This window comes from Actinomadura vinacea (assembly GCF_039532545.1).
GTDB classification, from domain to species: domain Bacteria; phylum Actinomycetota; class Actinomycetes; order Streptosporangiales; family Streptosporangiaceae; genus Spirillospora; species Spirillospora vinacea.
The window spans coordinates 788,530-812,411 of the sequence record NZ_BAAARW010000012.1; the positions used below are offsets into that span (position 1 = coordinate 788,530).

The following is a 23,882-nucleotide window of genomic DNA, read 5'->3' on the forward strand; positions in this document are numbered from 1 at the left end:
AACGCACGTCCGGGACCCGGGTCCGGACGGTCAGTCCTTGTTGTCGCCGCCGCCGGGCTTCATGGACTCGTAGATCTCCTTGCACTCCGGGCAGACCGGGTACTTCTTCGGGTCGCGGTTGGGGACCCAGACCTTGCCGCACAGCGCGATCACCGGGGTGCCGGTCACGGCGCTCTCGGTGATCTTGGCCTTCTTCACGTAGTGCGCGAACCGCTCATGGTCACCGTCGCCGTGCGAGAGGTCCGGCCGGGTATCACTCTCGGGAAGGATCTTGGTGCTCATGCGGTCTCCTCACCCCGGCGGCCCGACGGCCGCGCTCGCCTGGCAGATGTCGTCGTCGGCGCGCAGCGCGCCTCGCCCCACACGATAGTTCAGCGTCGGCACACCTTAGTTCAGCGTCGGGTCTTCCGGGAACGTCGACACGAACGCCAGGTCGCCGCCCTGCCGGCGCAGGACCTCCTGCCACAGCCGGTCAGGGGCGCCCGCGAAGACGTCACCGGCCTCGGCGGGCACCAGGTACCAGGCGCCCTCCTCTATCTCCGAGTGCAACTGCCCCGCCGACCAGCCCGCGTACCCGGCGAACACGCGCAACTGGAGCAGTTCGGGGGCCAGCAGCGCGGGCGGGGCGTCCAGGTCGACCAGCCCGACCCGGGCGACCTCCGAGCCGCCGTCCAGCGGCCGCCAGCCCAGCGGCTCGTCCTCGCCCGGCAGCCTGGCCAGCGCGAGCGCGTTGTCGAGCGCCACCGGCCCGCCTTGGAAGACGACGGACGGCCCGGTCACCAGCTCGGCCCAGGGAGGCAGCACCCGATCGACCGGCACCTCGGTCGGCCGGTTCAGGACAACTCCAAGCGTTCCGCCCTCGGCATCGTGCTCGACCAGCAGGACCACGCTGCGCTTGAAGTTGGGATCCTCCAGTTGAGGGGTCGCGACCAGCAGAAGCCCCACCCTGATGCCGTCTTCCATGGATTCCATGATGCGTTGCCGAGAGCTTCGGCGGCACGTCCCCCCACTCGTTAGCCTGTTGTGCGTTCCCATTCTTCGGGGTACAGAGCACAATACGGGCCTGGGTCAATAATGATCTAGGAACAGCGACCGCGCGCGGGTGCGGACCGGCGGGCGGCCAGCCGGGAGGAACGCGATGCAGTTGCCCAGGGTCGTCATCGCAGCCGTGTTCTTCGTCATCGGGGCGCTGATCGCCGTCCCCGCGCTGGCGAACGCGATGTCATCGGACGACGGTGCCACACCCCAAGGCGCCACCACCTCACCGTCCGCGAGCCCGTCGCCGACGCGCACCAACTCGCCCACCCGCTCCCCGTCCAAGTCCCCGTCCAAGTCCCCGTCCAAGTCCCCGTCTCCGTCCCCGACGCGGACCCGCACGACGCCCGTACCCGCGCAGCCGTTTCAGGTGACGATCGGCTCGGTCCGGTGCTCCAACCGGACGGTCGAGGTCACCGTCCGGAACACCGGCTCACGGACCGAGGACTACGCGATCGAGAAGAACGACGACACCGGGGCGGTGCCCGGACGCATCGGCCCGGGCGCGACCCGGACCACTTCGGTCTCGCTGCGCGAGGACCGCCGCACCCGCGTCCAGGTGACCTGGCGGAACGAGCCGGTACGCTCGCGGACGCTGACCGCCAACTGCCGCCGGGCCGCCAGCCCGGCCCCGAACGACTCGCCCGACGACGAACTGCCGCGCACCGGATCCGACAGCACCCTCCTGTGGGCCCGAGCCGCCACCGGCGCCGGCGCCATGATCACCGGAGTGATCATCTTCTGGTACGGCGGAATCTGGCCCCGCCGCCGCGAACAGATCTTCGCCCGCAAGAACACCGACTGACCCCCCGTCCGAGGCCCGCCCCGCCCCAGCCCCTCAGTAAAGGGGGGCAAGGGGGCGAAGCCCCCAGGAGATGGGGGGACGAGGGGAGGCGGAGCCCCCCAGCCGGGGGGTGCGGGGGGCGGGAGCCCCCTGCCAAGGGGCGGGTGCCTCCGGAGCGAGCGCCAGCGAGCGCAGGAGGTGCGCGTCCCTTGCGTGGGGGTCTGGGGGGTCGCCCCCCAGATAAACACAGCCCCCCAGATGGCTAGAGTTCGGTTCTCGGGCGGCCGCCTGCGGCTTCGCGGACGGCGCCTGCCACGCGTGGGGCCACGTCGGCGTGGAAGACGCTCGGGACGATGTAGTTGGGGCCGAGTTCGTCGTCGGTCACGACCTCGGCGAGGGCGGTGGCGGCGGCGAGGAGCATGTCCTGGGTGACGCCGTCCGCCTGGGCGTCCAGCAGGCCTCGGAAGACGCCGGGGAAGGCCAGCACGTTGTTGATCTGGTTGGGGTAGTCGCTGCGGCCGGTGGCGACGACGGCGGCGTGCTCGCGGGCCTCGTCGGGGGACACCTCGGGCTCGGGGTTGGCCAGTGCGAAGACGATGGCGTCGTCGTTCATGGTGGCGATGTCGTCGCCGGTGAGGATGCCGGGGGCGGAGACGCCGATGAACACGTCGGCGTCCTTGACCGCGCCGCGCAGGTCGCCCGCGTAGCCGGCGGCGTTGGTGTTGTCGGCGATCCAGCGGAGCGAGTCGTCGAGGTCGTCGCGGCCCTGGTGGACCGCTCCCTTGTAGTCGCAGACGACCAGGTCGCGGGCGCCGGCGTGCATCAGCAGCCGCAGGATGGCACTGCCGGCGGCGCCGGCGCCGGCCATGGTGATGCGGACGGCGCCGATGTCCTTGCCGACCACGCGCAGCGCGTTGGTGAGCGCGGACAGCACGCAGATCGCGGTGCCGTGCTGGTCGTCGTGGAAGACCGGGATGTCGAGCAGGTCGCGCAGCCGGGCCTCGACCTCGAAGCAGCGCGGGGCGGAGATGTCCTCGAGGTTGATGCCGCCGAACGCGGGCGCGAGGATCTGGACGGTCCGGACGATCTCGTCGGTGTCCTGGGTGTCCAGGCAGATCGGCCAGGCGTCGATGCCGGCGAACCGTTTGAACAGGGCGGCCTTGCCCTCCATGACGGGCAGCGCGGCCTCCGGGCCGATGTTGCCCAGGCCCAGCACCGCCGAGCCGTCGGTGACCACGGCGACGCTGTTGCGCTTGATCGTGAGGCGGCGGACGTCCTCGGGGTTGCGGGCGATGGCCAGGGAGACCCGGGCGACGCCGGGGGTGTAGGCCATGGACAGCTCGTCACGGGTGCGCAGCGGCACCTTGGACTGCATCTCGATCTTGCCGCCGAGGTGCATGAGGAAGGTGCGGTCGCTGACCTTGTGGATCCGGATCGCGTCGAGCTTCTCCAGGGCGGCGGCGATCGCCTCGGCGTGCTCGGTGTCACGGGTGGCGATGGTGACGTCGATGCGCAGCGTCTCGTGCCCGGCGGTGTTGACGTCGAGCGCGGTGACGATGCCGCCGGCGTTCTCGACCACGTGAGTGATCTGGCTTACGGCCTTGCCGCCGGCGGGGACCTCCAGCCGGACGGTGATGGAGTACGACACGCTGGGCACGCTGGCCACGACTTGCTCCCTCTGCTACCGGGTACGTCCTTGTCCCGCGCGGACCGTCCCACGGGGACGGCCGGCGGGGGGCCGACGCCCGGCTCCTCCGCGGCTCAGAGCGCCCGGGCCGCGGTCGTGATCAGTTCCACGGCTGCGGGCCCGGTGAACCTCGTGGTGTCGATCACGAGGTGGTAGAGCCGCGGATCGGCGGGATCGGCCCCGTAAAAGTGCTTCACGTAGGCCGCTCGGGCGCGGTCATTGTCGTCGAGCATACGCTCAACCCGGCGCTGGGACGTCCCGCTTCGCGTTCCGGCCTGCGCCTCCGCCTCGGTGAGGGCGCGGGCCAGCCGGCGTTCGCGGGGGCCGTCGAGCCGAACGTGCAGGACACCGGGGCGGTCGGCGAGCAGCACGGCGCCCGCGCGGCCGAGGATGACGCCGCCGTCGCCGTCGGCGGCCCGGCCGATGACCTGCTCGGTGTGCGTGACGAACTCCTCCTCCGCCGGGACGATCGTCCGCTCGGGGAGGTAGACGTCCATGCCGCCCAGCGGGACGCTGGGCAGCCGTGCCGCGCCCGCGAGGATGCGGCCGAGCCCGCTGGCGGCGCGGTCGTCGTGCGCGAGCGCCTCCTCCAGCGTGCAGCCGATCTCCGCGGCGACGGCGGCGGGGACGGCGCGGTCGACGAAGGGCAGGCCGAGACGGTCGGCGACGGCGGGCCCGATGCTGCTCCCGCCGGCGCCGAACGTGGCCGAGATCGTCACCACGTGTGCGCTCACACCGCCATCATGCCCGTTCTCGCGGTCCGTCGCCGCACGGATCGTGCGCGGCTCAGAACAGGGCGGACTGGAGGCCGCGGCGGGCCTTGCCGACCCTGGGGTCGTCCGGCGGCAGGACCTCGAACAGCTTGAGGAGGTGCTTGCGGGCGGCGTCGCGGTCGTCGCCGGCGGTGCGGCGGACGGCTGACAGGAGCCGGTCGAAGGCCTCCTCGATCTGGCCGGAGACCAGTTCGATGTCGGACGCCTCGATCTGCGCCTGGACGTCGCCGGGCTGGTCGGCGGCCTTCTGCATGACGGACTGGGCGTCCAGCGATCCGACCCGCAGGCTCAGGTCGACCAGGGCCAGGCCGCGCTTGGCCTCGGTGTCCTGCGGCGAGCCTTCGAGGATCTTCTGGAACGCGGCCTTGGCCGTGTCGAGGTCGCCGCTGCGCAGGGCCTCCTCGGCCGCGCCGTACACCGGGTCGAGGGGGGCCTGGCCCGGCTCCTCCTGCGCCTCGGGCCCGGCGTCCTCGGGGAGGATGCCCTCCTTGGCCAGCGCTTCGAAGAGCTGGTCGATGGCCTGGCGCACCTGCGGTTCGGGCGCGGCGCCGTTCAGGAAGGGCAGGAGCTGCCCGCCGACGACGGCTGCGACGAACGGGATGCCGCGGACGCCCATCTGCTGCATGTACTGGGCGAGCGCCGGGTTGGCGTCGATGTCGACCTTGGCGAGGATCCATTTGCCGGCGGCCTCGTCGGCCAGCTTCTCCAGGATGGGGCCGAGCTGTTTGCACGGCCCGCACCAATCGGCCCAGAAGTCGACGAGTACGGGAACGGTCCGCGACCGTTCCACCACCTCGGTGTTGAAGGTCTGGTCGGTGACGTCGACGACGTACGCGCCGCTGTCGCCGCCCGCGCCCGCACCGCCTTTGGCCTGGCGCTCCTGCTGCTTCTTGGCGGCAGCCTGTCGGGCCCCAAGATCAATGGCCCCGTGCAACGAAAAGTCCCGAGAAGGCATGGGTCCATCCTGCCTCATGAACGCCCTTGTCCGTACGCCGGTCCGCTCCCAGCGGAGCGCGCGGTGCGGACGGGCGCGCCGCCGGCCCGGCCGGTGGCGGCTGCGGCGGACCGTTCGGGGACGGCTTTCTCGCCCGCTGCGGCTTTCCGGCCTGTCCGGACACAAGCGGCCAATTCCTGGGAATTCACGTCTTCGCTGTGCGGGCAAAGAATCCGCGCGGCATGGCGCGGGAGCAGAAAGAAGGCTGACAGCAATCGCCAAGCCTGGTTATAGTCACGATGTCGATGCATGGTGCGACGGCAAAGAGGAGCGCCGCCGGGCTCGCCTGAGATCCCGGTCCGATCCCGGCCGGAGCGGGGGCGCGGCCGGGGCAGAAAAGGCCGCCGGCGTTCCCGCGGGGTCGCCCGCAAGCGCATGACGAAACAACGGGGGGTATGAGTGATCGCGGAGCATTCCGCGATCGTGGCCCGAGGGATGGGTGTCCGCCGCGGGGGGCGGTGGCTCCTGCGCCCGGTGGCCTTCGGCATCGCCGAGGGCGTGATCGGCCTGGCCGGTCCACCTGGTGTCGGTAAATCCACTCTATTGGCTACGTTCGCGACATTGCGTCGGCCGCATGCCGGCGCACTGAGGATTCTCGGCCACGACATCGGCAAAGCCACCGATTTGCGCGCCGTACGGGCGCGTATCGGTTTCCTGCCGGGCCGATTCCGCTGGGCCAAGAACATGACCGCAGAGGAACTGGTCGAGTATGCGGCCTATTACAAGAAGGTGCGCGCTCCCGCGGCCCGGAACATCATGAAAAGACTGGACGTCGCGGATGCCGGCGGCACGGAATTGGCGCTGCTGCCGCCGGACGTCCGGCTGCGGGCGGGGCTGGCGGCGGCCTGCGTGCACGGGCCCGAACTGGTCGTCCTGGACGATCCGCTGGAGGAGCTGTACGAGGGCCGCGGTGCCGCGGACCGGGCGGCGGTCGCCGAGCTGATCCCGCTGATCCGGGCGCTGGCCCCCACGGTGGTCGTCTCGGCGGCGCGGCCGGAGCATCTCGCATCGTGGTGCCGGGAGGTCTACACACTCGCCCGGGGCCGTCTGACCGAGCACCGCCCGGCCGAGCATCCGTCGCGGGCTCCGGGCCGGCTCCTCACCGCCGGCACCGCCCCCGCGTCCGTGCCCGCGTCCATGTCCGCATCCGTGTCCGCATCCGTGTCCGCGTCCACGTCCACGTCCGCACCCGCGTCCATGTCCACGTCCACGTCCACGTCCACGTCCACGTCCATGCCCGGACCCGTGTCCGGGTCCATCCCCAAGCCCAGGTCCGGTTCCTCGTACGGGTCAATGCCTCCGGCCTCCGAGTCCGTGCGAGACCGTTCGTCCAGGCGCGCGCCCCGTACGCCTGGGCCGGACGGCGCGGATCCGTACCGCCCGGACCCGTACCGCCCGCCCCCGGGCACGCCCCGCCAGAGGAGGCCGGGACGCGGGCCCACCGACGCGCCAGGCACCCCACCGGATCCGATGAGACCCGACCCCACGCCCTACATGACGATTGCGATGAACGGTCCTCTACCTCCTCCGATACCTGCTTCCACCCCCGCCGACCCCACCGCCCCCGCCTCCCTCACGAGCTCGATGATCCCCGAAGGCCCCTCGATCCCCATCGTCTGGAAGACCGCGCCGGCCCCGCTCGCGCCCGTCCCCGCGACGGCGCCGGCCCCGTGCGGGCCGCCCCGGATCCAGGCGGGACGGCGGCCCGCGGGGAGCGGCGCCGGTGTCTGAGCTGGGGCGGGTGCTCCGCCTCGACGCCCGGCGGGCGGCACTGCTCGTCGCGGTTCCCCTGCTGACGGGAATCGGGATCGTCTTCGTCTGGCTGTCCCTGGTCCCGGGCGTCGCGTACTGGGACAACTCGGTCGTCGCGCTCATCAACGCCGTGCGGCTGCTCGGCCCCGTCGCCGCGGGGCTGGCCGCCTGGGCCGCGGTACGCGAACGAGGTCTCAACTACCTCAGGGACCTCTCCCCCCGCTCCCCCGCCACCGGAGCGCTGTTCGACCTGCTCCTGCTGGCGGGGGCGGCGGTGTTCGCGTACGGCACGGTCACGGCCGTCGTGACCGTGGAGACGGTGCTGCGGCAGGAGGCGGGACGGCCGTCCCCGCTGGGCTTCCTGGCGGGCGCGGCCGCGCTCGTCCTGCACGTGGTGATCGGCTACCTGGCGGCACGGCTGGTCCCGCGGCCGGCGACGGCGGCGGCGGTCATGGTGGCGACCTGGTCGTGGGCGGCGCTGCGGGTCCCGGGCGCGTCCTGGTGGAGCCTGCTGCCGCCCGCGGTGCTCGATCACGTGGAGCCGTTCACCGTGCTGCGCGGCCGCGTCCTGGCCGATCAGACGCTGTGGGCGCTGGCGGTGACGGCGGTGCTGATCCTGGCGTACGTGGGGTGGGTGACGCGGCGCGTGGTGGTGGCCGTCCCGCTGGTGGTCGCGCTGGCCGGGACCGGGTCCGCCACGGCGCGGCTGCACGCGTCGGACGGGAGCGCGGCCGCGCCGGCACCGGTCGCGCTGGCGTGCCGGGAGTGGCCGCTGCGGGTCTGCGTCCATCCGGCGCTGCGGTCGGCGCTGCCCGCGCTGATGGCGGCGGCGACACCGCTGGCCACCCGGCTGAGCGGCACCCCGGGAGGGTTCACGCAGGTGGTTCAGCGTCCGGCCGTGGAGCCCGTGGCCGTGGCGGGGGGGACGGCGTCCATCCACCTCGACGGCCGGCTGTCACCGGGGTACGTGGAGCGGGCCGTGCGTCAGATCAAGGACGCGCTCACGGACTCCCGCGCATGCCAGGGCGACGCTGGGGCGTGGGGGCCGCTTCCCGGGACGCCTGGAACGTCCGACCCCGGGACGACCGCCCTCGAATCGGGCCGGGGGCCCGGGGTGATCGGCCCGTCGCGGCGCCTGGAGTACCGCGCCGTCGTCGACGCGTGGCTGCTCGGCGGGCCGCGGCCGGCGATCTCGGACCAGCGGACGGCGCAGCGGTTCGAAGCCTGGAGCGAGGAGCAGAAGCGTTACTGGCTGCGGACCAACTACGGGCGCTATCGCGGCTGCGCGCTCGGCCCGGGCGACTTCCGGCCGGTGGTCGCGCCGCGCCCGGCGGAGGCGCCGCGGCCCTCACCCCGTCCGGTACGGCCGGACACCGGGCACCTGCCCGCCGGCGGCCTGCCCGCCGGCGGCTCCGCCTGAATCCCCTGCATGGCCACGACGGGACCCCCCAGGCCCGCCGCGGCCATGCAGAGCCGTCAGGCCGGGGCCCGCTCGGCCTCGGCCGGCTTGATCCAGCGGCGCTCCACCAGCAGCGGCGCCACCGGGAGCACGCTGGCGATCAACGCGAGCACCGTGCGTGCGGCGTTCCAGCCCATCGCGCCCCGCCCGACCAGGACCAGCGCCACGTACGCCAGGAACAGGACGCCGTGGATCGGCCCCACCAGCTGGACGAGCTGGGGGGTGTCCGCCATGTACTTGAACGGCATGGCGATCAGCAGCAGCACGAGGAAGGAGACCGCCTCGGCGATCGAGACGATCCGGAGAGCACGAACGATGTCCACGGCAGGCCAACGTACCGGCCCCCGGGAATGGTTTCGAACGTCCGTATGGCCCTGCTCACACGTCCCTCTCCAGGGTTACGTGAGGCCACGGGCATGATCGGCGCCCGTTGACCGTCCCGTTCGTCCGTGCTGTCCGGTTCATCGAGCCGACCGCAACCACCGGGTAAGGTGACCCGGCCGATTCGCCGGGAATGCCGTACACATGGCACGTTCTGAGCAGAAGGACGCCGACACCCGCAAGGCCGCCCCCGAGACGTCCCCCGAGAACGCCGCAGGGCCCTCCTCCGGGTCCTCCGCTTCGCCGGGACGGCGAATGCCAGGCCGGGGGTTGCGAACCTCCGCCGTGCTGATCGTGCTGACCGTGGCGGTCGTCCTCGCGGCGCAGCAGGCGATGCGCATGCTCCCGGACTGGATCAACCCGTTCGAGGAGGAGACCAAGGACCGCAGCGGCCCGGTCGTGCTGCAGTCCATCCGCGACCTGGCCCGGTTCGAGTCCGCCTCCGGCAACTTCCAGGTCATCGTGGACCTGGAGAAGGACGCCAGGTTCCTGCCGGGCGCGGTGCGCGGCTCCCGGACTCTGTTCGTCGGGCACGGCTCGGTCGACGCCTACGTGGACTTCGCCAAGCTCGGCTCCGGCGCGGTCACCGTGAACGCCGACCGCACCGCCGCGACCGTGCGGCTGCCGCGTGCGCAACTGGAGGCCACCAACCTCGACACCAAGCGCAGCTACGTCTTCGAGCAGCAGCGCGGCCTGGTCAACCGCATGGGCGACTTCTTCAGCGGCAACCCCAACAACCAGCAGCAGCTGTACGTGCTGGCGAGCCAGAAGATCCAGTCCGCCGCGACCGAGAGCGGGCTGCGCGAGCGCGCCGACCAGAACGCCAAGCTCATGCTGCAGAACATGCTCAAGGCGCTGGGCTTCAAGACGGTGACCGTCCAGAGCACCGCCACCCGGTGACCGGCCCGGCGAACGACGCCGCCGCGCGAAATCAAACTGAGCGAAGGATCAACGCATCGCCCTGGCCACCACCGCCGCACAGGCCCGCGGCGCCGGTGCCGCCGCCGCGGCGCTTCAGCTCGTGGGCCAGGTGCAGCACGATCCGGGCGCCGGACATGCCCACCGGGTGGCCCAGCGCGATCGCGCCGCCGTTCACGTTGACCTTCTCCGGGCCGACGCCCAGGTCCCGCATCGACTGGACGCCGACCGACGCGAACGCCTCGTTGATCTCGATGACGTCCAGGTCGCCGACGCCGATGCCCTCCTTGGACAGGGCGTGCTCGATCGCGTTGGACGGCTGCGACTGCAGCGAGTTGTCGGGACCCGCGACGTTGCCGTGCGCGCCGATCTCGGCCAGCGGGCTCAGCCCGAGTTCCGCGGCCTTGGCCCTGGACATGACCACGACCGCCGCGGCGCCGTCGGAGATCTGCGAGGACGACCCGGCCGTGATGGTGCCGTCCTTGGTGAACGAGGGGCGCAGCCGGCCGAGCGTCTCGACGGTGGTGTCGCCGCGCACGCCCTCGTCGGTCGCGAACAGCACCGGCTCGCCGCGCCGCTGCGGGATCTCCACGGGGGCGATCTCCTCGTCGAAGAGGCCGTTCTTGATGGCCGCGGCGGCGCGCTGGTGCGAACGGGCGGAGAACTCGTCCTGCTCGGCCCGGCTGATGCCCAGCTTCGCGTTGTACCGCTCGGTGGACTCGCCCATGGACACGTGGTCGAACGCGTCGGTGAGCGCGTCGTAGGCCATATGGTCGAGCACCTCGATCGAGCCGTACTTGTAGCCGGCCCGGGACTTGGGCATCAGGTGCGGGGAACCGGTCATCGACTCCATGCCGCCCGCCACCACGATGTCGAACTCGCCCGCCCGGATGAGCTGGTCGGCCAGCGCGATGGCGTCCAGCCCGGACAGGCAGACCTTGTTGATCGTGATCGACGGGACGTTCATCGGGATGCCCGCCTTGACCGCCGCCTGCCGGGACGGGATCTGCCCGGCGCCGGCCTGCAGCACCTGGCCCATGATCACGTACTGCACCTGGTCGCCGGCGACACCCGCCCGCTCGAGCGCGGCCCGGATGGCGTGCGCGCCCAGATCGACCGCGGAGAAGTCCTTCAGCGAGCCGAGCAGGCGGCCGATGGGGGTACGCGCTCCGGCGACGATCACCGATCGTTCGGTCATGACGGGGGCCTCCACAAAGGTTCGGCGGCGACGTTTGCCACGATACCCAGGACGACCGAGCCCGATTATGGCCGCCCCGTCCCTTTGGACGACGGGGCGGCCGCGCCGGAGCCCGCACCGTGAGGAGCACACCGCCATGCTGACCCGCATCGACCACATCGGGATCGCCTGCCACGACCTGGAGGCGACCGTGGAGTTCTACCTGGAGACCTACGGTTTCAGCGACGTGCACTACGAGGTGAACGAGGAGCAGGGCGTCCGGGAGGCGATGCTGAGGATCAACGACACCGGGGACGGCGCGGCCAGCTACATCCAGCTGCTCCAGCCGATCCGGGACGACTCGACGGTGGCCAAGTGGCTGGCCAAGAACGGCGAGGGCGTCCACCACATCGCGTTCGGCACCGACGGCGACGTCCAGGAGGAGGCGGACGGCATCTCCGGCAAGGGCGTGCGGGTGCTGTACGACAGCCCGCGCCGCGGCTCGCTGGGGTCCCGGATCACCTTCCTGCACCCGAAGGACTGCCACGGCGTGCTGACCGAGCTGGTCCAGAAGGCGACCTCCTGATCGCGCGGCGGGCCGCGCCCGGGGCGCCGCGCCGTTTCCGGGTCTGACTCGGCCGGCTGACTCCGATGCCGCGGCCCGCCCGGTTTCGCACGGTTCGAGGCGTTCATCGATCTTGATTTGGGCGGTAAGACCGAACGGCTCTGGATCGTGACGTGTTCGATATCACACGGCGGACCGCCGGGTTTGTGAGCGCCGGTGTGTAGTGATTCGGGCACGTCTGGTGCTTTTTGAGCGAGGCGCCGACGGGCACCGCTGAGTTCAGCGGCGACTTTGCAAACACGACAAAATACGCAGCGCGTCAAGATGAGCCCCCAACAAGGCAGCTCCCGGAGTACGCTTCTGTCGCCGGAAGAGGTCTGGGGCCGTGCGCCGATCCAGCCAGGCGATCAACCGGTCCCCGGAACCACCCGTAGCCCCGTCACATCAGGATTGAGCCACATGCAGTCCGACATCGACGCCCAGCTCAGCAACTTCTTCGAAGACACGCCCCCACGCGAGTTCGACGTGGTGCTCCGCGGCTACGACCGGCACCAGGTCGACGAGCACATCAAACAGCTCGACAACGAGGTCCGGCAGGCCCGCGAGTCGACCCAGGCCCTGCAGCGGGAGCTGTCGGACGCGCACCGCCAGCTGCAGGAACAGGAACGGCCCACCTACTCCGGCCTCGGCGCCCGCATCGAGCAGCTGCTCCGGCTGGCCGAAGAGCAGGCCACCGAGCTCGTCCAGGCCGCCCGGTCCGAGGCCAACGAGATCAAGGCCGCGGCCAAGGTCGACGCCGCCGAACTGCGCGCCGCCACCGAGAACGAGGCCTCCGAACTGCGCGCCACCGCCCAGCGCGAGGGCGATGACATGCGCAACGCGGCCGAGCGCGAGGCCGAGGAGGTGCGCACTTCGGCCCGCCGCGAGGCCGACGAGCTGACCTCCACCACCGAGCGCGAGGTCGCCAAGCTGCGCGCCACCGCCGACCACGAGGTCGCCGAGAAGCGCGCCAGCGCCGAGCGTGAGATCGCCAAGCTGCGCACCACGACCGAGCGCGAGGTCGCCCAGCTGCGCGCCTCGACCAAGCGCGAGCGCGACGAGATCCTCACCACGGCCAAGCGGCAGGCCGACGAGATGCGGGCCCAGGCCCAGCGCATCCTGGAGGAGAGCGAGGCCCAGCGCGCCCAGGCCGAGGCCGAGTTCGAGATCCAGCTGGCCGCCCGCCGGGAGGAGGCCGACCGGCAGGACGCCGAGCGGCACGCCGCCGCGCAGGCCGCCACCCAGAAGCTGGTCGCCGAGGCCGAGCAGCGCGCCGCGTCCGCCGAGCAGCGCGCAGCCAAGGCCACCCAGCAGGCCGAGCAGACCCGGCGCGAGGCCGACTCGCACGCCAAGCAGCTCATGGCCAACGCGCGCAAGAACTCCGACCAGGTCATCGCCGAGGCCAAGGCACAGGCCGAGCAGCTGCTCGCCGAGACCAAGGCCGAGGCCGACCGGGTCCGCACCGCCGCGCAGCGCCAGGTCGACGAGCTCACCCGCCAGCGCGACAGCATCACCAGCCACCTCAACCAGCTGCGCCAGCTGATCGGCGGCGTGGCGCCGTCAATGGGGGCCGAAGAGCTGACCGCTCCGCCGGAGAAGCCCGCGCTGTCGTCCCCGGAGCCCAAGCCCGCCCAGCCGCAGCAGCAGGCCAAGCAGCCCGCTCCTGCGAAGGCCGCGGCACCGGCCAAGGGCGCGCAGGCCAAGAAGTCCGAGGAGGACGACGAGGACTGGTGGCAGGAGTAAGACGACCGGCTCCGGCCGCCGGCTGAGCGCCGCCCCGGGGTCGTTCCGAGTACGGGTCGAACGAAAAGCCTAGAGGTGGGCAACTGCCTCTAGGCTTTTCCGTGTCCACGACGGCACGGCCGGCGGCCGGACAGATGGAAGCAAGGAGACTGGCGTGCCCGACGAGACCCCCGACAAGGACCGGCCTGCCCCTCCCGACGACACGGGAGCCGACCCGAACCCTCCCGTGCCCGCCCCGTCCCCACCCGCCGACAACAAGCCCCCCGCGCGCGAGGCCCAGCAGGCCGTGCCCGCCGAGCAGACCGTGCCCGCCGAGCAGACCGTGCCCGCCGAGCAGACCGTGCCCGCCGAGCAGACCGTGCTTGCCGGGCAGGCTCCGTCCCCGCCCGACGACGCCCAGACCCCAGAACAAAAGACCTCGCCGGCTACGGACACCGAACAAGCTCCACCAAGCACGCCCTCTGAGCAGACCGGATCGGCCACACCTGCTGGGCAGGCACCGGCCCCGCCCGACGACGCTCAGATCCCGGCGCGACAGGGCGCACAGCCGTCGGTGCCTGTTGGCGACGGGGGTGGGGCCCTTGGGCGGGAGAGCGAGCAGCCTGTGGTGTCCGGGGGCTCGGTGCGTCTGGGGGACGTGCCGCCGCCCGAGGACATTCCCGAGCCGCAGCAGGGTGCAGGCGAGGAGAAGGAGGACGCGGACGAGCGGTTGCCCGTCCCCGTCGGGAAGGTGTCCCCGGGCACGGTCACCGACGACACCGTCCTTGCCGCCACACCTGATCCGGCGCACGACATCGAGCAGCGCAAGCGGGAGGCCGGGGTCGACCATCGGTTCCCGTTCGGACGGCCCGGGCAGCCGCTGGGCAACGCGCATCCGTTCGTGTTCGGTTTCACCGGGGCGCTGGGCGTCATCACCGCGTGGCTGCTGGTCCGGGCCGCCGCCAACGCGCAGTCGGTGATCATCACGATCGTGGTGGCGATGTTCCTGGCGGTCGGGCTGAACCCGGCGGTGGAGCGGCTGAAGCGGATCGGGCTGTCGCGCGGCTGGGCGGTCACCGTGGTGTTCCTGATGGTGGTGCTGTTCTTCGCCGGGTTCGTGGCCTCGCTGGTGCCGCCGCTGACCGAGCAGATAGCCGCGCTGACCAGGAACGTTCCCGGGTACATCGAGCAGCTGCAGAAGAACCCGAAGATCGCCGAGTGGGACCGGCGGTACAAGCTGCTGGAGCAGGTGCAGGCGAAGATCAGCGAACCGGACTTCCAGCAGACGCTCGCCGAGCGCGCCCTGGAGGTCGGCCGGCAGGCGCTGTCGGGCACCGTGCAGACGCTGACGATCCTGATCCTGTCGCTGTACTTCCTGGGCTCGCTGCCGCAGATCAAGACGTTCTTCTACCAGCTGGCGCCGCGCTCGCGGCGGGCCCGGGTGGCGCTGCTGGGCGACGAGATCCTGGACCGGATCGGCGGGTACGTGGCCGGCCAGTTCACCATCGCGTTCATCGCCGGCGTCTCCAGCTACATCTTCCTGGAGATCCTCGGGGTGCCGTACGCGCTGGCGCTGGCGCTGATCGTGGCGGTGACCGACCTGATCCCGCTGATCGGCGCGACCATCGGCGCGGTGATCGTCACGCTGGTCGCCTTCCTCACCGGGCTGCCGGAGGGGATCAGCTGCCTGGTCTTCTACATGATCTACCAGCAGGTGGAGAACTACCTGCTGTATCCGCGGGTCATGAAACGCACCGTGGACGTGCAGCCCGCGGTGACGGTGGTGGCGGCGCTGGTCGGCGCGGCGCTGCTGGGCGTCCTCGGCGCGCTGCTGGCGATCCCGACCGCCGCCGCCATCTCACTGGTGATCCGCGAGGTCTTCATGCCGCGCCAGGAGACCTTGTAGCGCTCACTGGGGGGCGCGGGCCAGGGCGGTCGCGAACTCGGCCACGGCCTGGTTGAACAGGTCCGGCTGCTCGACGGCGCACAGGTGCCCGGCGCGCGGGATCACCATCAGCTCGGCGTTGGGCATCGCCTCGGCCATCGCGCGGGCGTCGCCCTCGGTGGCGATGACGTCCTCGTCGCCCACCATGACCAGGGCCGGGACCCGCAGCTCGCGCAGCGCCCCGAACGAGTCGTCGCGCCCGGCCATGGCGCGCTGCGCCCACGCGGCGGCGGCCGCCGGGGCCGACTGGACGAGACCGCGCACCCGCCCGTACACCAGGGCCCGCTGCCGGAAGGTGGTGGGCCCGACCAGGTTCGGCAGCACCTCCTCGATGAGGGCGGCGACGTCCCCGTCCCCTTCGAGCCGTTCGGCCTGGCGGATCCGGGTGGCGCGGGCGGTTTCGGTGTCGGCGGCGGCCTTGGTCCCGGCCAGGACGAGGCCGAGGAGCAGGTCGGGGTGGCGGCGGCACAGCGCCATCGCGACGTACCCGCCCATGGACAGGCCGCCGACGACCGCGCGGGGCAGTCCCAGCTGGTTGAGCATCCGTGCGACGTCGTCGGCCATGGCGTCGACCGAGGGCGGATCGTCGCCCAGCACCGAGCCGCCGAACCCGCGCAGGTCGGGTGTGATCACGCGGAACCGTCCGGCCAGGCCCTCGCGCTGCGCCAGCCACATGGCCGAGGACAGGGGGAAGGCGTGCAGCAGCACCAGCGGTGTTCCGGCACCGATGTCCCTCGCGTAGAGCTGCACGGTCATGGTGGCGTGGCCCTCCCCCTCCGCGGTCACGAACGGCTGCCGTCCACATGGCGGCTACGCAATCGTCACCCGTGATCGGGGTCGGGCGGGGAGGTCTGGCCGCGATCGGTCGCTCCGGTTTATCGACCCCTTTATTGGCTTTTGGCTGGTGGACCGTCCCATTCTGTGGGGAGCGGCCAGGCCTGCGGCGCGACCCGCTTGACGATCTCGTCGAGCACGATCCGGACGTACGGCTCCCCCACCCACAGGTGCTTGGCGCCGTCCACCGCGACCACCTCGGCCTGCGGGATCCGCTTGAACCGCTCCCTGGCCTCGGCGGGACGCAGGTAGTCGTCGAATTCGGGCACCAGCGCCACCACGGGACGCCCGTCCCCGCCCCAGGCGTCCAGGTCGGCGTCGCCGGCGCGGTGCAGCGGCGGGGACAGCAGGATCGCCCCCTCCACCAGCGGGTCGAGACCCCACTTCAGGGCCAGCTCCGTCCCGAACGACCAGCCCAGCAGCCAGGGATGCGGCAGGTCGCCGAACTCGGCGTACTCCAGCGCCGCCGCCACGTCGAACCGCTCGGTCTCGCCGCCGCCGAACTCGCCCTGGCTGGTGCCGTGCGCCGACGTCGTCCCGCGCGTGTTGAACCGCAGCACCGCGACGCCGGCCAGCGCGGGCAGCCGGAACGACGCCTTGCGCAGCACGTGGCTGTCCATCATGCCCTCGGCCGTCGGCAGCGGATGCAGGCAGACCAGGGTGGCCACCGGCGGCCGGTCGGCGGGCAGCGCCAGCTCGCCGACCAGTTCCAGCCCGTCGGCCGTGTGCAGCGTGATCGCCTCGCGCCGGGCCGGAAGCACGGTGCTCGCGCGGATCTCCCCCATCGGTCTCCTTCGTCGGTCGTGCCGTCAGCGGCGGGGCGCGTCGCGGGACCGCAGGGTGCGCGGCGCCCGCCGGTCGCGCGCCTGCCAGCAGGGACGATGCCAGTGCCGCCGGTCGTCGGCGTCGCCCCGCCCGTCGGCGGGCCAGGCGACCACATGCCCGACGCCCGCCGGGATCTCCTGGTCGCAGCCGGGGCAGCGGTACGGCTTGGTGGCGTTCGCGCCGGCGACCGTCCGGACGTTCCAGTCCCCGTCCGCCGCCTGCTCCGTCCGCTGAGCCCAGAGCGCGGAACCGGCACCACCGGACGGGCGGGGGTCCGGTGCGGGACGGCGGTTCTTGCGCGGGCTCATGGCAACCAGGATATGAGGCCGAACGTCCGGGATCGGCCAGGCCTCAGCGGAGCGGGCGCCCGGCGGCGGCGTGCTCCTCCAGCAGCGGGACGGGCGCCAGCGCGGGCTCGTGCCGTTCGGCGTGCAGGGCCCGCAGCACCGTCACGGCGCGGTCCAGGCCGAGCCGGTCCAGGTCGGCGACGGGCCCGGACCGGTAGCCGCAGCCCAGCGTCATCGCGGCGTCGATGGAGTCCGCGTCGGCGTACCCGGCCTCCAGCATCGCGGCGGCGTCGTTCAGGTACGGGAAGCGCAGCGCGTCCACGATGAACCCGGCCCGGCCGCGGCACCGCACCGGCAGCAGGCCGAGCGCGGCGACCAGCGCGACGGCCCGGTCGGCGACCCCGTCGCCGCAGGCCGCGGTGGTCGCGATCTCGGCCAGGCCGCTCCCGGCCTCGGGCAGGTGCAGGCCGACCACGGCGGCGGGCCGGCCGGTCGCGATCGCCCGCGGCAGGATCGGCGCGACCGAGCCGGTGACGGCGAGGACCGCGTCCGCCCCCGCCGCGGCCGCGACCGCCTCCGCCAGCGCGGCGTCGGCACCGGCCTCGATGATGATCAGGTCGCAGCCGGCCAGGTCGCCGGCGCCCACTGCGGCGAGCGCGGTCCCGTCCAGCGCCTTCTCGACCTCGGCGCGGGCGTCGTCGGCCGCGACCAGCCGGACCCGGCCGCCGGCGGCACGCTCGGCGACGGCGGACACGAGCGCGGCCGCGGAGCCGCCCGCGGCGACGATCCCGACCGCGGGCGGCTCCGCGGACGTCCCGGCGGGCTCGGCGTCCGCGCCCGCCTCCGCGCCGTAGGAGTAGAACCCGCGGCCGGTCTTGCGTCCCAGCAGACCGGCCCTGACCAGCTCCGACAGCACCGGCGAGGGCGCGTGCCGGCGGTCCCGCGACTCGGCGTACACCGCCTCCAGGACGCCCAGGCAGGTGTCCAGCCCGATCAGGTCCATCAGCGTGAACGGCCCCATCGGCAGCCCCGCGCCGGCCGTCATCGCCGTGTCGATGTCGTCCCGCGTGGCATGCCCGGACTCCAGCATCGCCGCCGCCTGGTTCAGGTAGCCGAACAGCAACCGGTTCGCCACGAACCCGGCCCGGTCGCCGATCGTCACCGGGGTCTTGCCGAGCCCCCGCACCAGTTCGGCGACCCGCCGCACCGCCGCGGGCTCGGTCAGCACCGTGCCGATCACCTCGACCAGCCGCATCACCGGCGCCGGGTTGAAGAAGTGCACGCCCACGACCTTGGTGGGCCGCCCGGTGGTGCCCGCGATCTCGGTGACCGACAGCGAGGAGGTGTTGGTCGCCAGCACCGCGTCGTCCCGGCACACCCGGTCGAGCTCGGCGAACACCTTGCGCTTGAGGTCGAGCCGTTCCGGGACGGCCTCGACGACCAGGTCGCAGTCGCCCAGATCGGCGAAGTCGGTGGAGAGGACGACCCTGCCGAGGATCTCGGCCCGCGCCTCCTCGGTGAGCTTGCCGCGCTTGACCGCACGTCCCGTCGAGCTCTCCAGATGGCCGCGGCCGCGTTCCAGCGCCGCCGCGTCGATCTCGATCCCGACGACCGCCAGGCCGCCGCGCGCGAGCACCTCGGCGATGCCCGCGCCCATCGTCCCAAGCCCGACTACCCCGACCCTGCCGAACGAAGCCTCAGTCATGCACGGCAGTCTCGCAGAGCCGCCGCACGCCCCCCGAGACCGGGTACGACCCGGGGCGTGCGCCTTGGAATCTTCCTTCTCGCCGCCCGCTTCCCAGGCCAGGACGACGCCGCCGCCCTCGCCCGCACCGTCGAGGCGGCCCGGACCGCCGAACGCGCCGGGTTCGACGACGTGTGGCTGGCCGAGCACCACTTCATGTCGTACGGCGTCGTGCCGTCCGCGACCGCGCTCGCCGGTCATCTGCTCGGCCTGACCCGGCGGATCCACGTCGGCACGGCCGTGAGCGTGCTGTCCAGCCAGCATCCGGTGGCGCTCGCCGAGCAGGCGGCGCTGCTCGCGCTCGTCTCCGGCGGGCGGTTCCGGCTCGGCGTGGGACGCGGCGGACCGTGGCGCGACCTGGAGGTCTTCGGCACCGGCCTCGCCCGCTACGAGGACGGCTTCGCCGAGTCGCTGGACCTGCTGCTCGCCTGGCTCGGCGGCCCCGAACGCCTGGCCTGGACGGGCGAGCACTTCCGCTTCCGCGAGGTGCCCGTGGTGCCCCGGGCGGCGGCTCCCCCGCCGGTCGCCGTGGCGTGCACGTCCCCCGAGACCGGGAAGCTGGCCGCCGAACGCGGGCTGCCGATGCTCCTGGGCATGCACGTCGGCGACGAGGAGAAGGCCGCCGCCGTCGCCCGGCACGGCGCCCCCGGGCTGCCGCACGTCTCGACGCATCTCGCCCAGGTGGCCGGCAGCCGGGACGAGGCCGTGTCGCTGCTGCTCCGCGACATGCCGCGCTGGCTCGGCCCCGGACTGGACGGCTACGTGCCGGTGGACGACCGTCCCCGGGCGCGACGCGACCCGCTGGAATACACCCGGCACCTCTGCGACCTGCACCCGGTCGGGTCGCCCGAGGAATGCGCCGAGTCGATGATCCGCACCGTGCGCCGTACCGGCATCCGGCACCTCATCCTGCTGGTGGAGGGGGCCGGTTCGGACGAGGCCACACTCCAGAACATCACGCGCCTCGGCGAGGAGGTCCTCCCCCGCGTCCGGACCGCCGTCGAGGACGACCGTCCCGCGTGAGCGAAGCGGATCCGACCGGCCTGGCGATCGTGGCCGCCCACGAGGGGAAGGCCGAGGTGGACTCGGCCCTGGACGGGCCGCCACCGGGCCGGAGGCGAGTCCGGCCCGGTGGCGGCCCTTGCGAAGGGTCTGCGCGACGGCCGGGTCAGCAGTCGCGGAGCTCCGGGGACTGGTTGAGGATCTGCTCGCGCGCGGTCACGAACGTGCGGTACGCCTCCGAGTCGCCGACCGGGAAGACCGCGACGCGGTGACAGTTCTGGAACGCCAGCTTCACTCCGAAGTACCGTTCCAGCGTGCCGCGCATGGCGTCGCTGGCCAGCAGCCGCAGCAGCTGGCCGCGGGCCTGCTCGTCCGGCGGCGGCGTCAGGTTGTCGGCGAACTCGCCGCCGTCCACCTGGAGCCTGGCCACCAGACCGCTGACCATCTCCCAGGCGTAGGGAAGGGAGGTCCGGATGCATTCGACGAATGCGGCGTCGCCTACCTCACCGCGCTGCGCCGTCTCGAGGAGTTCGGGGGTGACGTCAAGGGACATGGGATTCCTTTCACCGAACGTGATGAGCACCCACCTCCCGTGACGCTAACCACGCCTCCGTGAGAATTCCAGGTCTTGACAGGCTCTCGGTTCAGGTAACGGGTCAGCGCCCGGCGGCCGGCGCGGCGCCGCGCGTCCGGGTGCCCCGCCGGGCGGGGGCGGGCTCGGGCTGCTCCACGGCCTCGTCCGCGCCGAACTTCCGGCTCTTGCGGTACGCGCTGATGTCGCGGGCGGTCTTCGCCTTGGCCCGCAGGTCACGGGCACGCTCCTGCATCACCGTGTACATGATGTCGTTGTGGAACATCGCCCCTCCTTGGCTGACGGGCCGCGTGTCCGGCCCGACATCCTCAAGGTTCGTCCTAAGGCGGGTGCCACCACATTGGGACTTAGCCTTATCTGCGCGGGTTCGAGCGCCTTAGGCGGCCTACGCCCCGCTTTAACCGGCTTAGGCGTGTCCGGATCGACTGGTGCGGCCTCAGGACATTGCGGAGTGACCCAAGCCGCGCACGACCAGTCCCAGGGCTCACTAAGGTTGAGCCTCGTGCGTCTCGTAATCGCCCGCTGCAGCGTGGACTACGCCGGCAAGCTCACCGCCCACCTGCCGATGGCCCTCAGGCTCGTCCTCATCAAGGCCGACGGCAGCGTGAGCGTCCATGCCGACGACCGCGCCTACAAGCCGCTGAACTGGATGAACCCGCCGTGCTCGCTGCGCGAGGAGCCGTACGAGGAGAACGGCGCCATCGCCCGCTGGACGGTCACGCACGGCAAGTCCGGGGAGCGGCTGATCCTCACCATCAACGAGATCGTGCACGACTCCAGCCACGAGCTCGGCCTGGATCCCGGCCTGGTCAAGGACGGTGTGGAGGCGCATCTGCAGGAGCTGCTCGCCGAGCACATCACCACGCTGGGCGAGGGCTGGACGCTGGTCCGCCGCGAGTACCCGACCGCGATCGGCCCGGTGGACATCCTGTGCCGGGACTCCGACCAGGCCACGGTCGCGGTCGAGATCAAACGGCGCGGCGAGATCGACGGGGTGGAGCAGCTGACCCGCTACCTGGAGCTGCTCAACCGGGACCCGCATCTGGCACCGGTGCGGGGGATCTTCGCGGCGCAGGAGATCCGTCCGCAGGCGCGGGTGCTGGCCACCGACCGCGGCATCGGCTGCGTGACGCTCGACTACGACGCGCTGCGCGGGATCGAGCACGAGGGCACCCTGTTCTGACCTGCGGCATCATGGCGGGCATGACGAATCAGGCCGCCGGGACCTTCGACATCGACTCCTGGGACGCGCAGGAGCCGTACCAGGACGAGGACGGCGTCAGGCTCACCCGCGTCCGGGTCGGCAAGACCTTCCACGGTGATCTGGTCGGCTCCAGCACGGCGGAGCTGATCACGGTCGAGACGGCGGCGGGGCCGGTCGCCTATGTCGGGGTGGAGACCGTCCGGGGAATCCTGCACGGGCGGGAGGGCACGTTCGTCCTGCAGCACAGCGCGGGCAGCGACGAGTCGCAGTGGCTCCGCTGGCTGATCGTGCCGACGTCGGGCACCGGCGAGCTGACCGGGATCCGCGGTCAGGGGCAGATCATCGTGGCGCCCGACGGCGGCCACTCGTGGACGCTGGACTACCTCCTCGGCTGATGCCCACCGGGCCCGGGCCCGCCGGTGCCGATAATCTGCGGGCATGCCCCCGGCGAGCACCGACACCACGCGTGAGCGCATCATCGACGCGGCCGAGGAGTGCTTCGCCCGGTTCGGCGTGGCCAAGACGACGGTCGAGGACATCGCGGCCGCGGCGAAGCTGTCGCGGGCGACCGTCTACCGCAGCGTCACCGGGGGCCGGGACGAGCTGATCCTGGCGGTGGTGCTGCGCGATCTCGGGCGCTTCCTCGACCGGCTCGCCGAGCGGCTGCGGACCGGGCGTTCGGTGGCGGAGGCCGTAGTGGAGGGCACCATGGACGCGATCGCCTACGTGCGGGAGCGCCCGGCGACCGCGGCGTTCCTGGTGCCGGAGTCGGCCGGGCACATGCAGGCGGCGGTGGCGCGGTCGGCCGAGCACGTGCTGGCGGTGTGCTGCGACCAGGTGCGCCCGCATTTCGAGGCGGCGCAGCGGCGCCGGCTGCTGCGGGCCGACATCGAGGTGGAGGGGACGGTGGAGTTCCTGTTCCGGATCATCACCTCGCTGATCGTGCTGGACCGGGACCGGGAGCCGGCGGCGTTGCGCCGGTTCCTGCGCACTTACGTGGTGCCGGTGATCACGGGTCCATGACCATGGGCCCGGACGGTCGGCGGAGCAGGTAGCTTCAAAGATCGATGAGGGAAGCGGACCAGGCGGGAAGAGGGGCCGGAATGGAGACGGTGCACCACGAACGGGACCGGTCCTCGGTTCAGCCGAGCCCGGTGTTCCTGGCGATCGTGGCGATCACCGTGCTGTGCGGCCTGGTCGCCTGGCGGTACGGGGCGATGACGACCACCCCGGCCCGGGTCGCGGTGTTCGGCTTCGTGGTGGCGGCGTGGGTGCTGTCGCTGTGCCTGCACGAGTTCGGCCACGCGTATCTGGCGTTCCGTTCGGGCGACCGCGGCGTCGCGACGCGGGGCTACCTGACATTGAACCCCGCGCGGTACGCCGACCCGATGCTGAGTTTCGGGTTTCCGTTGCTCTTCATCCTGCTGGGCGGGATCGGGCTGCCGGGCGGCGCGGTGTGGATCGACCGTGGCGCGATCTCGGGGCGGATCCGGCACAGCCTGGTGTCTGCGGCGGGGCCGCTGAGCAACGCGGTGTTCGCGATCATGCTGGCGGTGATCTTCAAGAACTTCGCCGACGCCGAGCACGGGGTGTTCTGGGCCGGACTGGCATTCCTGGCGTTCCTGCAGGTCACAGCCGCTTTCCTCAATCTGCTTCCGATTCCGGGCCTGGACGGTTTCGGGATCCTGGAGCCGTACCTGCCGCGGAAGTGGGTACTGAAGGCCAACGAGTACGCGGGCTATGCCTTCCTGGCGCTGCTGGCCGCGCTGTGGCTGGTCCCGCCGGTGAACCAGGCGTTCTTCGACGTCACCTACGGGATCGCGGGCTTCATCGGGCTGGAGGAGTTTCCGTTCCGGCTGTCGCTGAACGTGTCCCCGATCGGCACCGGCCACGCCCTGTTCCAGTTCTGGAACGACTGAGCTCAAATCGCCCCGACCTGACGCTTTGCGCCATGTTGATCCCCTTAGGGCGCACCGGGCCGCTTCACCGATGTCCCGCCTGGGGAAGGTGAGCGACACCCAAGGCCGGCCGCGCGCTTCCCCGGCGTGCAGGACCCAGCCCTCGGCGCTGCTCAGCGGACGCAACGCCTCCAATAGCCGAGATCCGTCCTTCGTGCGGATCTTCAGCCAAGCCCGGCCCATCGACGCGACGGCGCGCTGCTCC

At 72.1% G+C, this 23,882-nt stretch carries 25 protein-coding genes; 12 read left to right on the plus strand and 13 right to left on the minus strand.

Going from position 1 to position 23,882, the window contains the following annotated elements:
- Window positions 1-30: 30 nt before the first annotated feature.
- Entirely contained in the window at window positions 31-282 is a 252-nt protein-coding gene (locus ABD340_RS18915) for a DUF3039 domain-containing protein (RefSeq protein ID WP_344590295.1), read from the minus strand.
- A 105-nt stretch (window positions 283-387) separates the two neighbouring features.
- Window positions 388-963, minus strand: a complete 576-nt coding sequence (locus tag ABD340_RS18920) for a YqgE/AlgH family protein (RefSeq protein WP_344590296.1) — start codon at window positions 961-963, stop codon at window positions 388-390.
- A gap of 175 nt (window positions 964-1,138) precedes the next feature.
- Here ABD340_RS18920 and ABD340_RS18925 point away from each other — a divergent pair, with 175 nt between their 5' ends.
- Entirely contained in the window at window positions 1,139-1,840 is a 702-nt protein-coding gene (locus ABD340_RS18925) for a hypothetical protein (RefSeq protein ID WP_344590297.1), read from the plus strand.
- Window positions 1,841-2,081: 241 nt separating this feature from the next.
- On the opposite strand, the gene ABD340_RS18930 is transcribed toward ABD340_RS18925, so the two are convergent.
- The 3 genes from ABD340_RS18930 to ABD340_RS18940 form a co-directional block, all read right to left on the minus strand.
- Window positions 2,082-3,485, minus strand: a complete 1,404-nt coding sequence (locus ABD340_RS18930) for an NAD-dependent malic enzyme (RefSeq protein WP_344590298.1) — start codon at window positions 3,483-3,485, stop codon at window positions 2,082-2,084.
- Between the two features lie 95 nt (window positions 3,486-3,580).
- A complete protein-coding gene (locus tag ABD340_RS18935) occupies window positions 3,581-4,240 on the minus strand; it encodes a cytidylate kinase-like family protein (RefSeq protein WP_344590299.1) in 660 nt (219 codons plus the stop codon).
- A gap of 52 nt (window positions 4,241-4,292) precedes the next feature.
- Entirely contained in the window at window positions 4,293-5,213 is a 921-nt protein-coding gene (locus tag ABD340_RS18940; RefSeq protein WP_344590300.1) for a tetratricopeptide repeat protein, read from the minus strand.
- Between the two features lie 495 nt (window positions 5,214-5,708).
- Between ABD340_RS18940 and ABD340_RS18945 the strand changes: the two genes are divergently transcribed.
- Window positions 5,709-7,004, plus strand: coding sequence for an ATP-binding cassette domain-containing protein (locus ABD340_RS18945; RefSeq protein ID WP_344590742.1), 1,296 nt, complete (start codon window positions 5,709-5,711; stop codon window positions 7,002-7,004).
- Window positions 6,997-8,445 carry a hypothetical protein gene (locus ABD340_RS18950; protein ID WP_344590301.1) on the plus strand — a complete coding sequence of 483 codons (1,449 nt, stop codon included), beginning with the start codon at window positions 6,997-6,999 and terminating at the stop codon, window positions 8,443-8,445. Before ABD340_RS18945 ends, ABD340_RS18950 begins: the two co-directional genes overlap by 8 nt.
- 56 nt (window positions 8,446-8,501) lie before the next feature.
- Here the strand turns inward: ABD340_RS18950 and ABD340_RS18955 are convergent, their stop codons facing one another.
- Complete coding sequence (locus ABD340_RS18955; protein ID WP_344590302.1) at window positions 8,502-8,807, minus strand: DUF3817 domain-containing protein; 306 nt, start codon at window positions 8,805-8,807, stop codon at window positions 8,502-8,504.
- 202 nt (window positions 8,808-9,009) lie between these two features.
- On the opposite strand from ABD340_RS18955, the gene ABD340_RS18960 reads away from it, so the two are divergent.
- A complete protein-coding gene (locus tag ABD340_RS18960) occupies window positions 9,010-9,765 on the plus strand; it encodes a DUF4230 domain-containing protein (protein WP_344590303.1) in 756 nt (251 codons plus the stop codon).
- Between the two features lie 31 nt (window positions 9,766-9,796).
- Here the strand turns inward: ABD340_RS18960 and ABD340_RS18965 are convergent, their stop codons facing one another.
- Complete coding sequence (locus ABD340_RS18965) at window positions 9,797-10,981, minus strand: acetyl-CoA C-acetyltransferase (protein WP_344590304.1); 1,185 nt, start codon at window positions 10,979-10,981, stop codon at window positions 9,797-9,799.
- Between the two features lie 136 nt (window positions 10,982-11,117).
- On the opposite strand from ABD340_RS18965, the gene mce reads away from it, so the two are divergent.
- The 3 genes from mce (at window position 11,118) to ABD340_RS18980 (ending at window position 15,192) form a co-directional block, all read left to right on the plus strand.
- On the plus strand, window positions 11,118-11,546 hold the full coding sequence (gene mce, locus ABD340_RS18970) for a methylmalonyl-CoA epimerase (RefSeq protein ID WP_344590305.1): 429 nt from the start codon (window positions 11,118-11,120) through the stop codon (window positions 11,544-11,546).
- A gap of 438 nt (window positions 11,547-11,984) precedes the next feature.
- On the plus strand, window positions 11,985-13,307 hold the full coding sequence (locus tag ABD340_RS18975) for a DivIVA domain-containing protein (protein ID WP_344590306.1): 1,323 nt from the start codon (window positions 11,985-11,987) through the stop codon (window positions 13,305-13,307).
- 154 nt (window positions 13,308-13,461) lie between these two features.
- Entirely contained in the window at window positions 13,462-15,192 is a 1,731-nt protein-coding gene (locus ABD340_RS18980) for an AI-2E family transporter (RefSeq protein ID WP_344590307.1), read from the plus strand.
- 3 nt (window positions 15,193-15,195) lie between these two features.
- Here the strand turns inward: ABD340_RS18980 and ABD340_RS18985 are convergent, their stop codons facing one another.
- From ABD340_RS18985 to ABD340_RS19000, 4 genes are all read right to left on the minus strand, one after another.
- Window positions 15,196-16,017: an alpha/beta fold hydrolase gene (locus ABD340_RS18985; protein WP_344590308.1), complete on the minus strand. Its 822-nt coding sequence runs from the start codon at window positions 16,015-16,017 to the stop codon at window positions 15,196-15,198.
- Between the two features lie 101 nt (window positions 16,018-16,118).
- Entirely contained in the window at window positions 16,119-16,850 is a 732-nt protein-coding gene (locus ABD340_RS18990; RefSeq protein WP_344590309.1) for an alpha/beta hydrolase, read from the minus strand.
- 24 nt (window positions 16,851-16,874) lie between these two features.
- Window positions 16,875-17,198 (minus strand): ATP/GTP-binding protein, encoded by a 324-nt coding sequence (locus ABD340_RS18995; RefSeq protein ID WP_344590310.1) that lies wholly within the window; start codon window positions 17,196-17,198, stop codon window positions 16,875-16,877.
- A 43-nt stretch (window positions 17,199-17,241) separates the two neighbouring features.
- The gene (locus tag ABD340_RS19000; RefSeq protein ID WP_344590311.1) at window positions 17,242-18,882 is read right to left on the minus strand and encodes a 3-hydroxyacyl-CoA dehydrogenase family protein; all 1,641 of its coding nucleotides are present in this window, start codon (window positions 18,880-18,882) and stop codon (window positions 17,242-17,244) included.
- A 57-nt stretch (window positions 18,883-18,939) separates the two neighbouring features.
- On the opposite strand from ABD340_RS19000, the gene ABD340_RS19005 reads away from it, so the two are divergent.
- Entirely contained in the window at window positions 18,940-19,944 is a 1,005-nt protein-coding gene (locus ABD340_RS19005) for an LLM class flavin-dependent oxidoreductase (RefSeq protein WP_344590312.1), read from the plus strand.
- A 145-nt stretch (window positions 19,945-20,089) separates the two neighbouring features.
- Here the strand turns inward: ABD340_RS19005 and ABD340_RS19010 are convergent, their stop codons facing one another.
- Window positions 20,090-20,476: an SCO5389 family protein gene (locus tag ABD340_RS19010; protein WP_344590313.1), complete on the minus strand. Its 387-nt coding sequence runs from the start codon at window positions 20,474-20,476 to the stop codon at window positions 20,090-20,092.
- 103 nt (window positions 20,477-20,579) lie between these two features.
- Window positions 20,580-20,780, minus strand: a complete 201-nt coding sequence (locus tag ABD340_RS19015; RefSeq protein WP_344590314.1) for a hypothetical protein — start codon at window positions 20,778-20,780, stop codon at window positions 20,580-20,582.
- A gap of 237 nt (window positions 20,781-21,017) precedes the next feature.
- Here ABD340_RS19015 and nucS point away from each other — a divergent pair, with 237 nt between their 5' ends.
- From nucS to ABD340_RS19035, 4 genes are all read left to right on the plus strand, one after another.
- Window positions 21,018-21,698: an endonuclease NucS gene (gene nucS / locus ABD340_RS19020; protein ID WP_344590315.1), complete on the plus strand. Its 681-nt coding sequence runs from the start codon at window positions 21,018-21,020 to the stop codon at window positions 21,696-21,698.
- A gap of 20 nt (window positions 21,699-21,718) precedes the next feature.
- Window positions 21,719-22,114: a DUF3224 domain-containing protein gene (locus ABD340_RS19025; RefSeq protein WP_344590316.1), complete on the plus strand. Its 396-nt coding sequence runs from the start codon at window positions 21,719-21,721 to the stop codon at window positions 22,112-22,114.
- A gap of 43 nt (window positions 22,115-22,157) precedes the next feature.
- A complete protein-coding gene (locus ABD340_RS19030; RefSeq protein WP_344590317.1) occupies window positions 22,158-22,742 on the plus strand; it encodes a TetR/AcrR family transcriptional regulator in 585 nt (194 codons plus the stop codon).
- An 80-nt stretch (window positions 22,743-22,822) separates the two neighbouring features.
- Complete coding sequence (locus ABD340_RS19035; protein ID WP_344590318.1) at window positions 22,823-23,638, plus strand: site-2 protease family protein; 816 nt, start codon at window positions 22,823-22,825, stop codon at window positions 23,636-23,638.
- Window positions 23,639-23,882: the final 244 nt, after the last annotated feature.

Coding starts and splice junctions, on each gene's coding strand:
- ABD340_RS18915 (WP_344590295.1), bottom strand. CDS start 282: ATGAGCACCAAGATCCTTCCCGAGAGTGATACCCGGCCGGACCTCTCG.
- ABD340_RS18920 (WP_344590296.1), bottom strand. CDS start 963: ATGGAAGACGGCATCAGGGTGGGGCTTCTGCTGGTCGCGACCCCTCAA.
- ABD340_RS18925 (WP_344590297.1), top strand. CDS start 1,139: ATGCAGTTGCCCAGGGTCGTCATCGCAGCCGTGTTCTTCGTCATCGGG.
- ABD340_RS18945 (WP_344590742.1), top strand. CDS start 5,709: ATGGGTGTCCGCCGCGGGGGGCGGTGGCTCCTGCGCCCGGTGGCCTTC.
- ABD340_RS18960 (WP_344590303.1), top strand. CDS start 9,010: ATGGCACGTTCTGAGCAGAAGGACGCCGACACCCGCAAGGCCGCCCCC.
- ABD340_RS18965 (WP_344590304.1), bottom strand. CDS start 10,981: ATGACCGAACGATCGGTGATCGTCGCCGGAGCGCGTACCCCCATCGGC.
- mce (WP_344590305.1), top strand. CDS start 11,118: ATGCTGACCCGCATCGACCACATCGGGATCGCCTGCCACGACCTGGAG.
- ABD340_RS18975 (WP_344590306.1), top strand. CDS start 11,985: ATGCAGTCCGACATCGACGCCCAGCTCAGCAACTTCTTCGAAGACACG.
- ABD340_RS18990 (WP_344590309.1), bottom strand. CDS start 16,850: ATGGGGGAGATCCGCGCGAGCACCGTGCTTCCGGCCCGGCGCGAGGCG.
- ABD340_RS18995 (WP_344590310.1), bottom strand. CDS start 17,198: ATGAGCCCGCGCAAGAACCGCCGTCCCGCACCGGACCCCCGCCCGTCC.
- ABD340_RS19000 (WP_344590311.1), bottom strand. CDS start 18,882: ATGACTGAGGCTTCGTTCGGCAGGGTCGGGGTAGTCGGGCTTGGGACG.
- ABD340_RS19010 (WP_344590313.1), bottom strand. CDS start 20,476: ATGTCCCTTGACGTCACCCCCGAACTCCTCGAGACGGCGCAGCGCGGT.
- ABD340_RS19015 (WP_344590314.1), bottom strand. CDS start 20,780: ATGTTCCACAACGACATCATGTACACGGTGATGCAGGAGCGTGCCCGT.
- ABD340_RS19025 (WP_344590316.1), top strand. CDS start 21,719: ATGACGAATCAGGCCGCCGGGACCTTCGACATCGACTCCTGGGACGCG.
- ABD340_RS19030 (WP_344590317.1), top strand. CDS start 22,158: ATGCCCCCGGCGAGCACCGACACCACGCGTGAGCGCATCATCGACGCG.
- ABD340_RS19035 (WP_344590318.1), top strand. CDS start 22,823: ATGGAGACGGTGCACCACGAACGGGACCGGTCCTCGGTTCAGCCGAGC.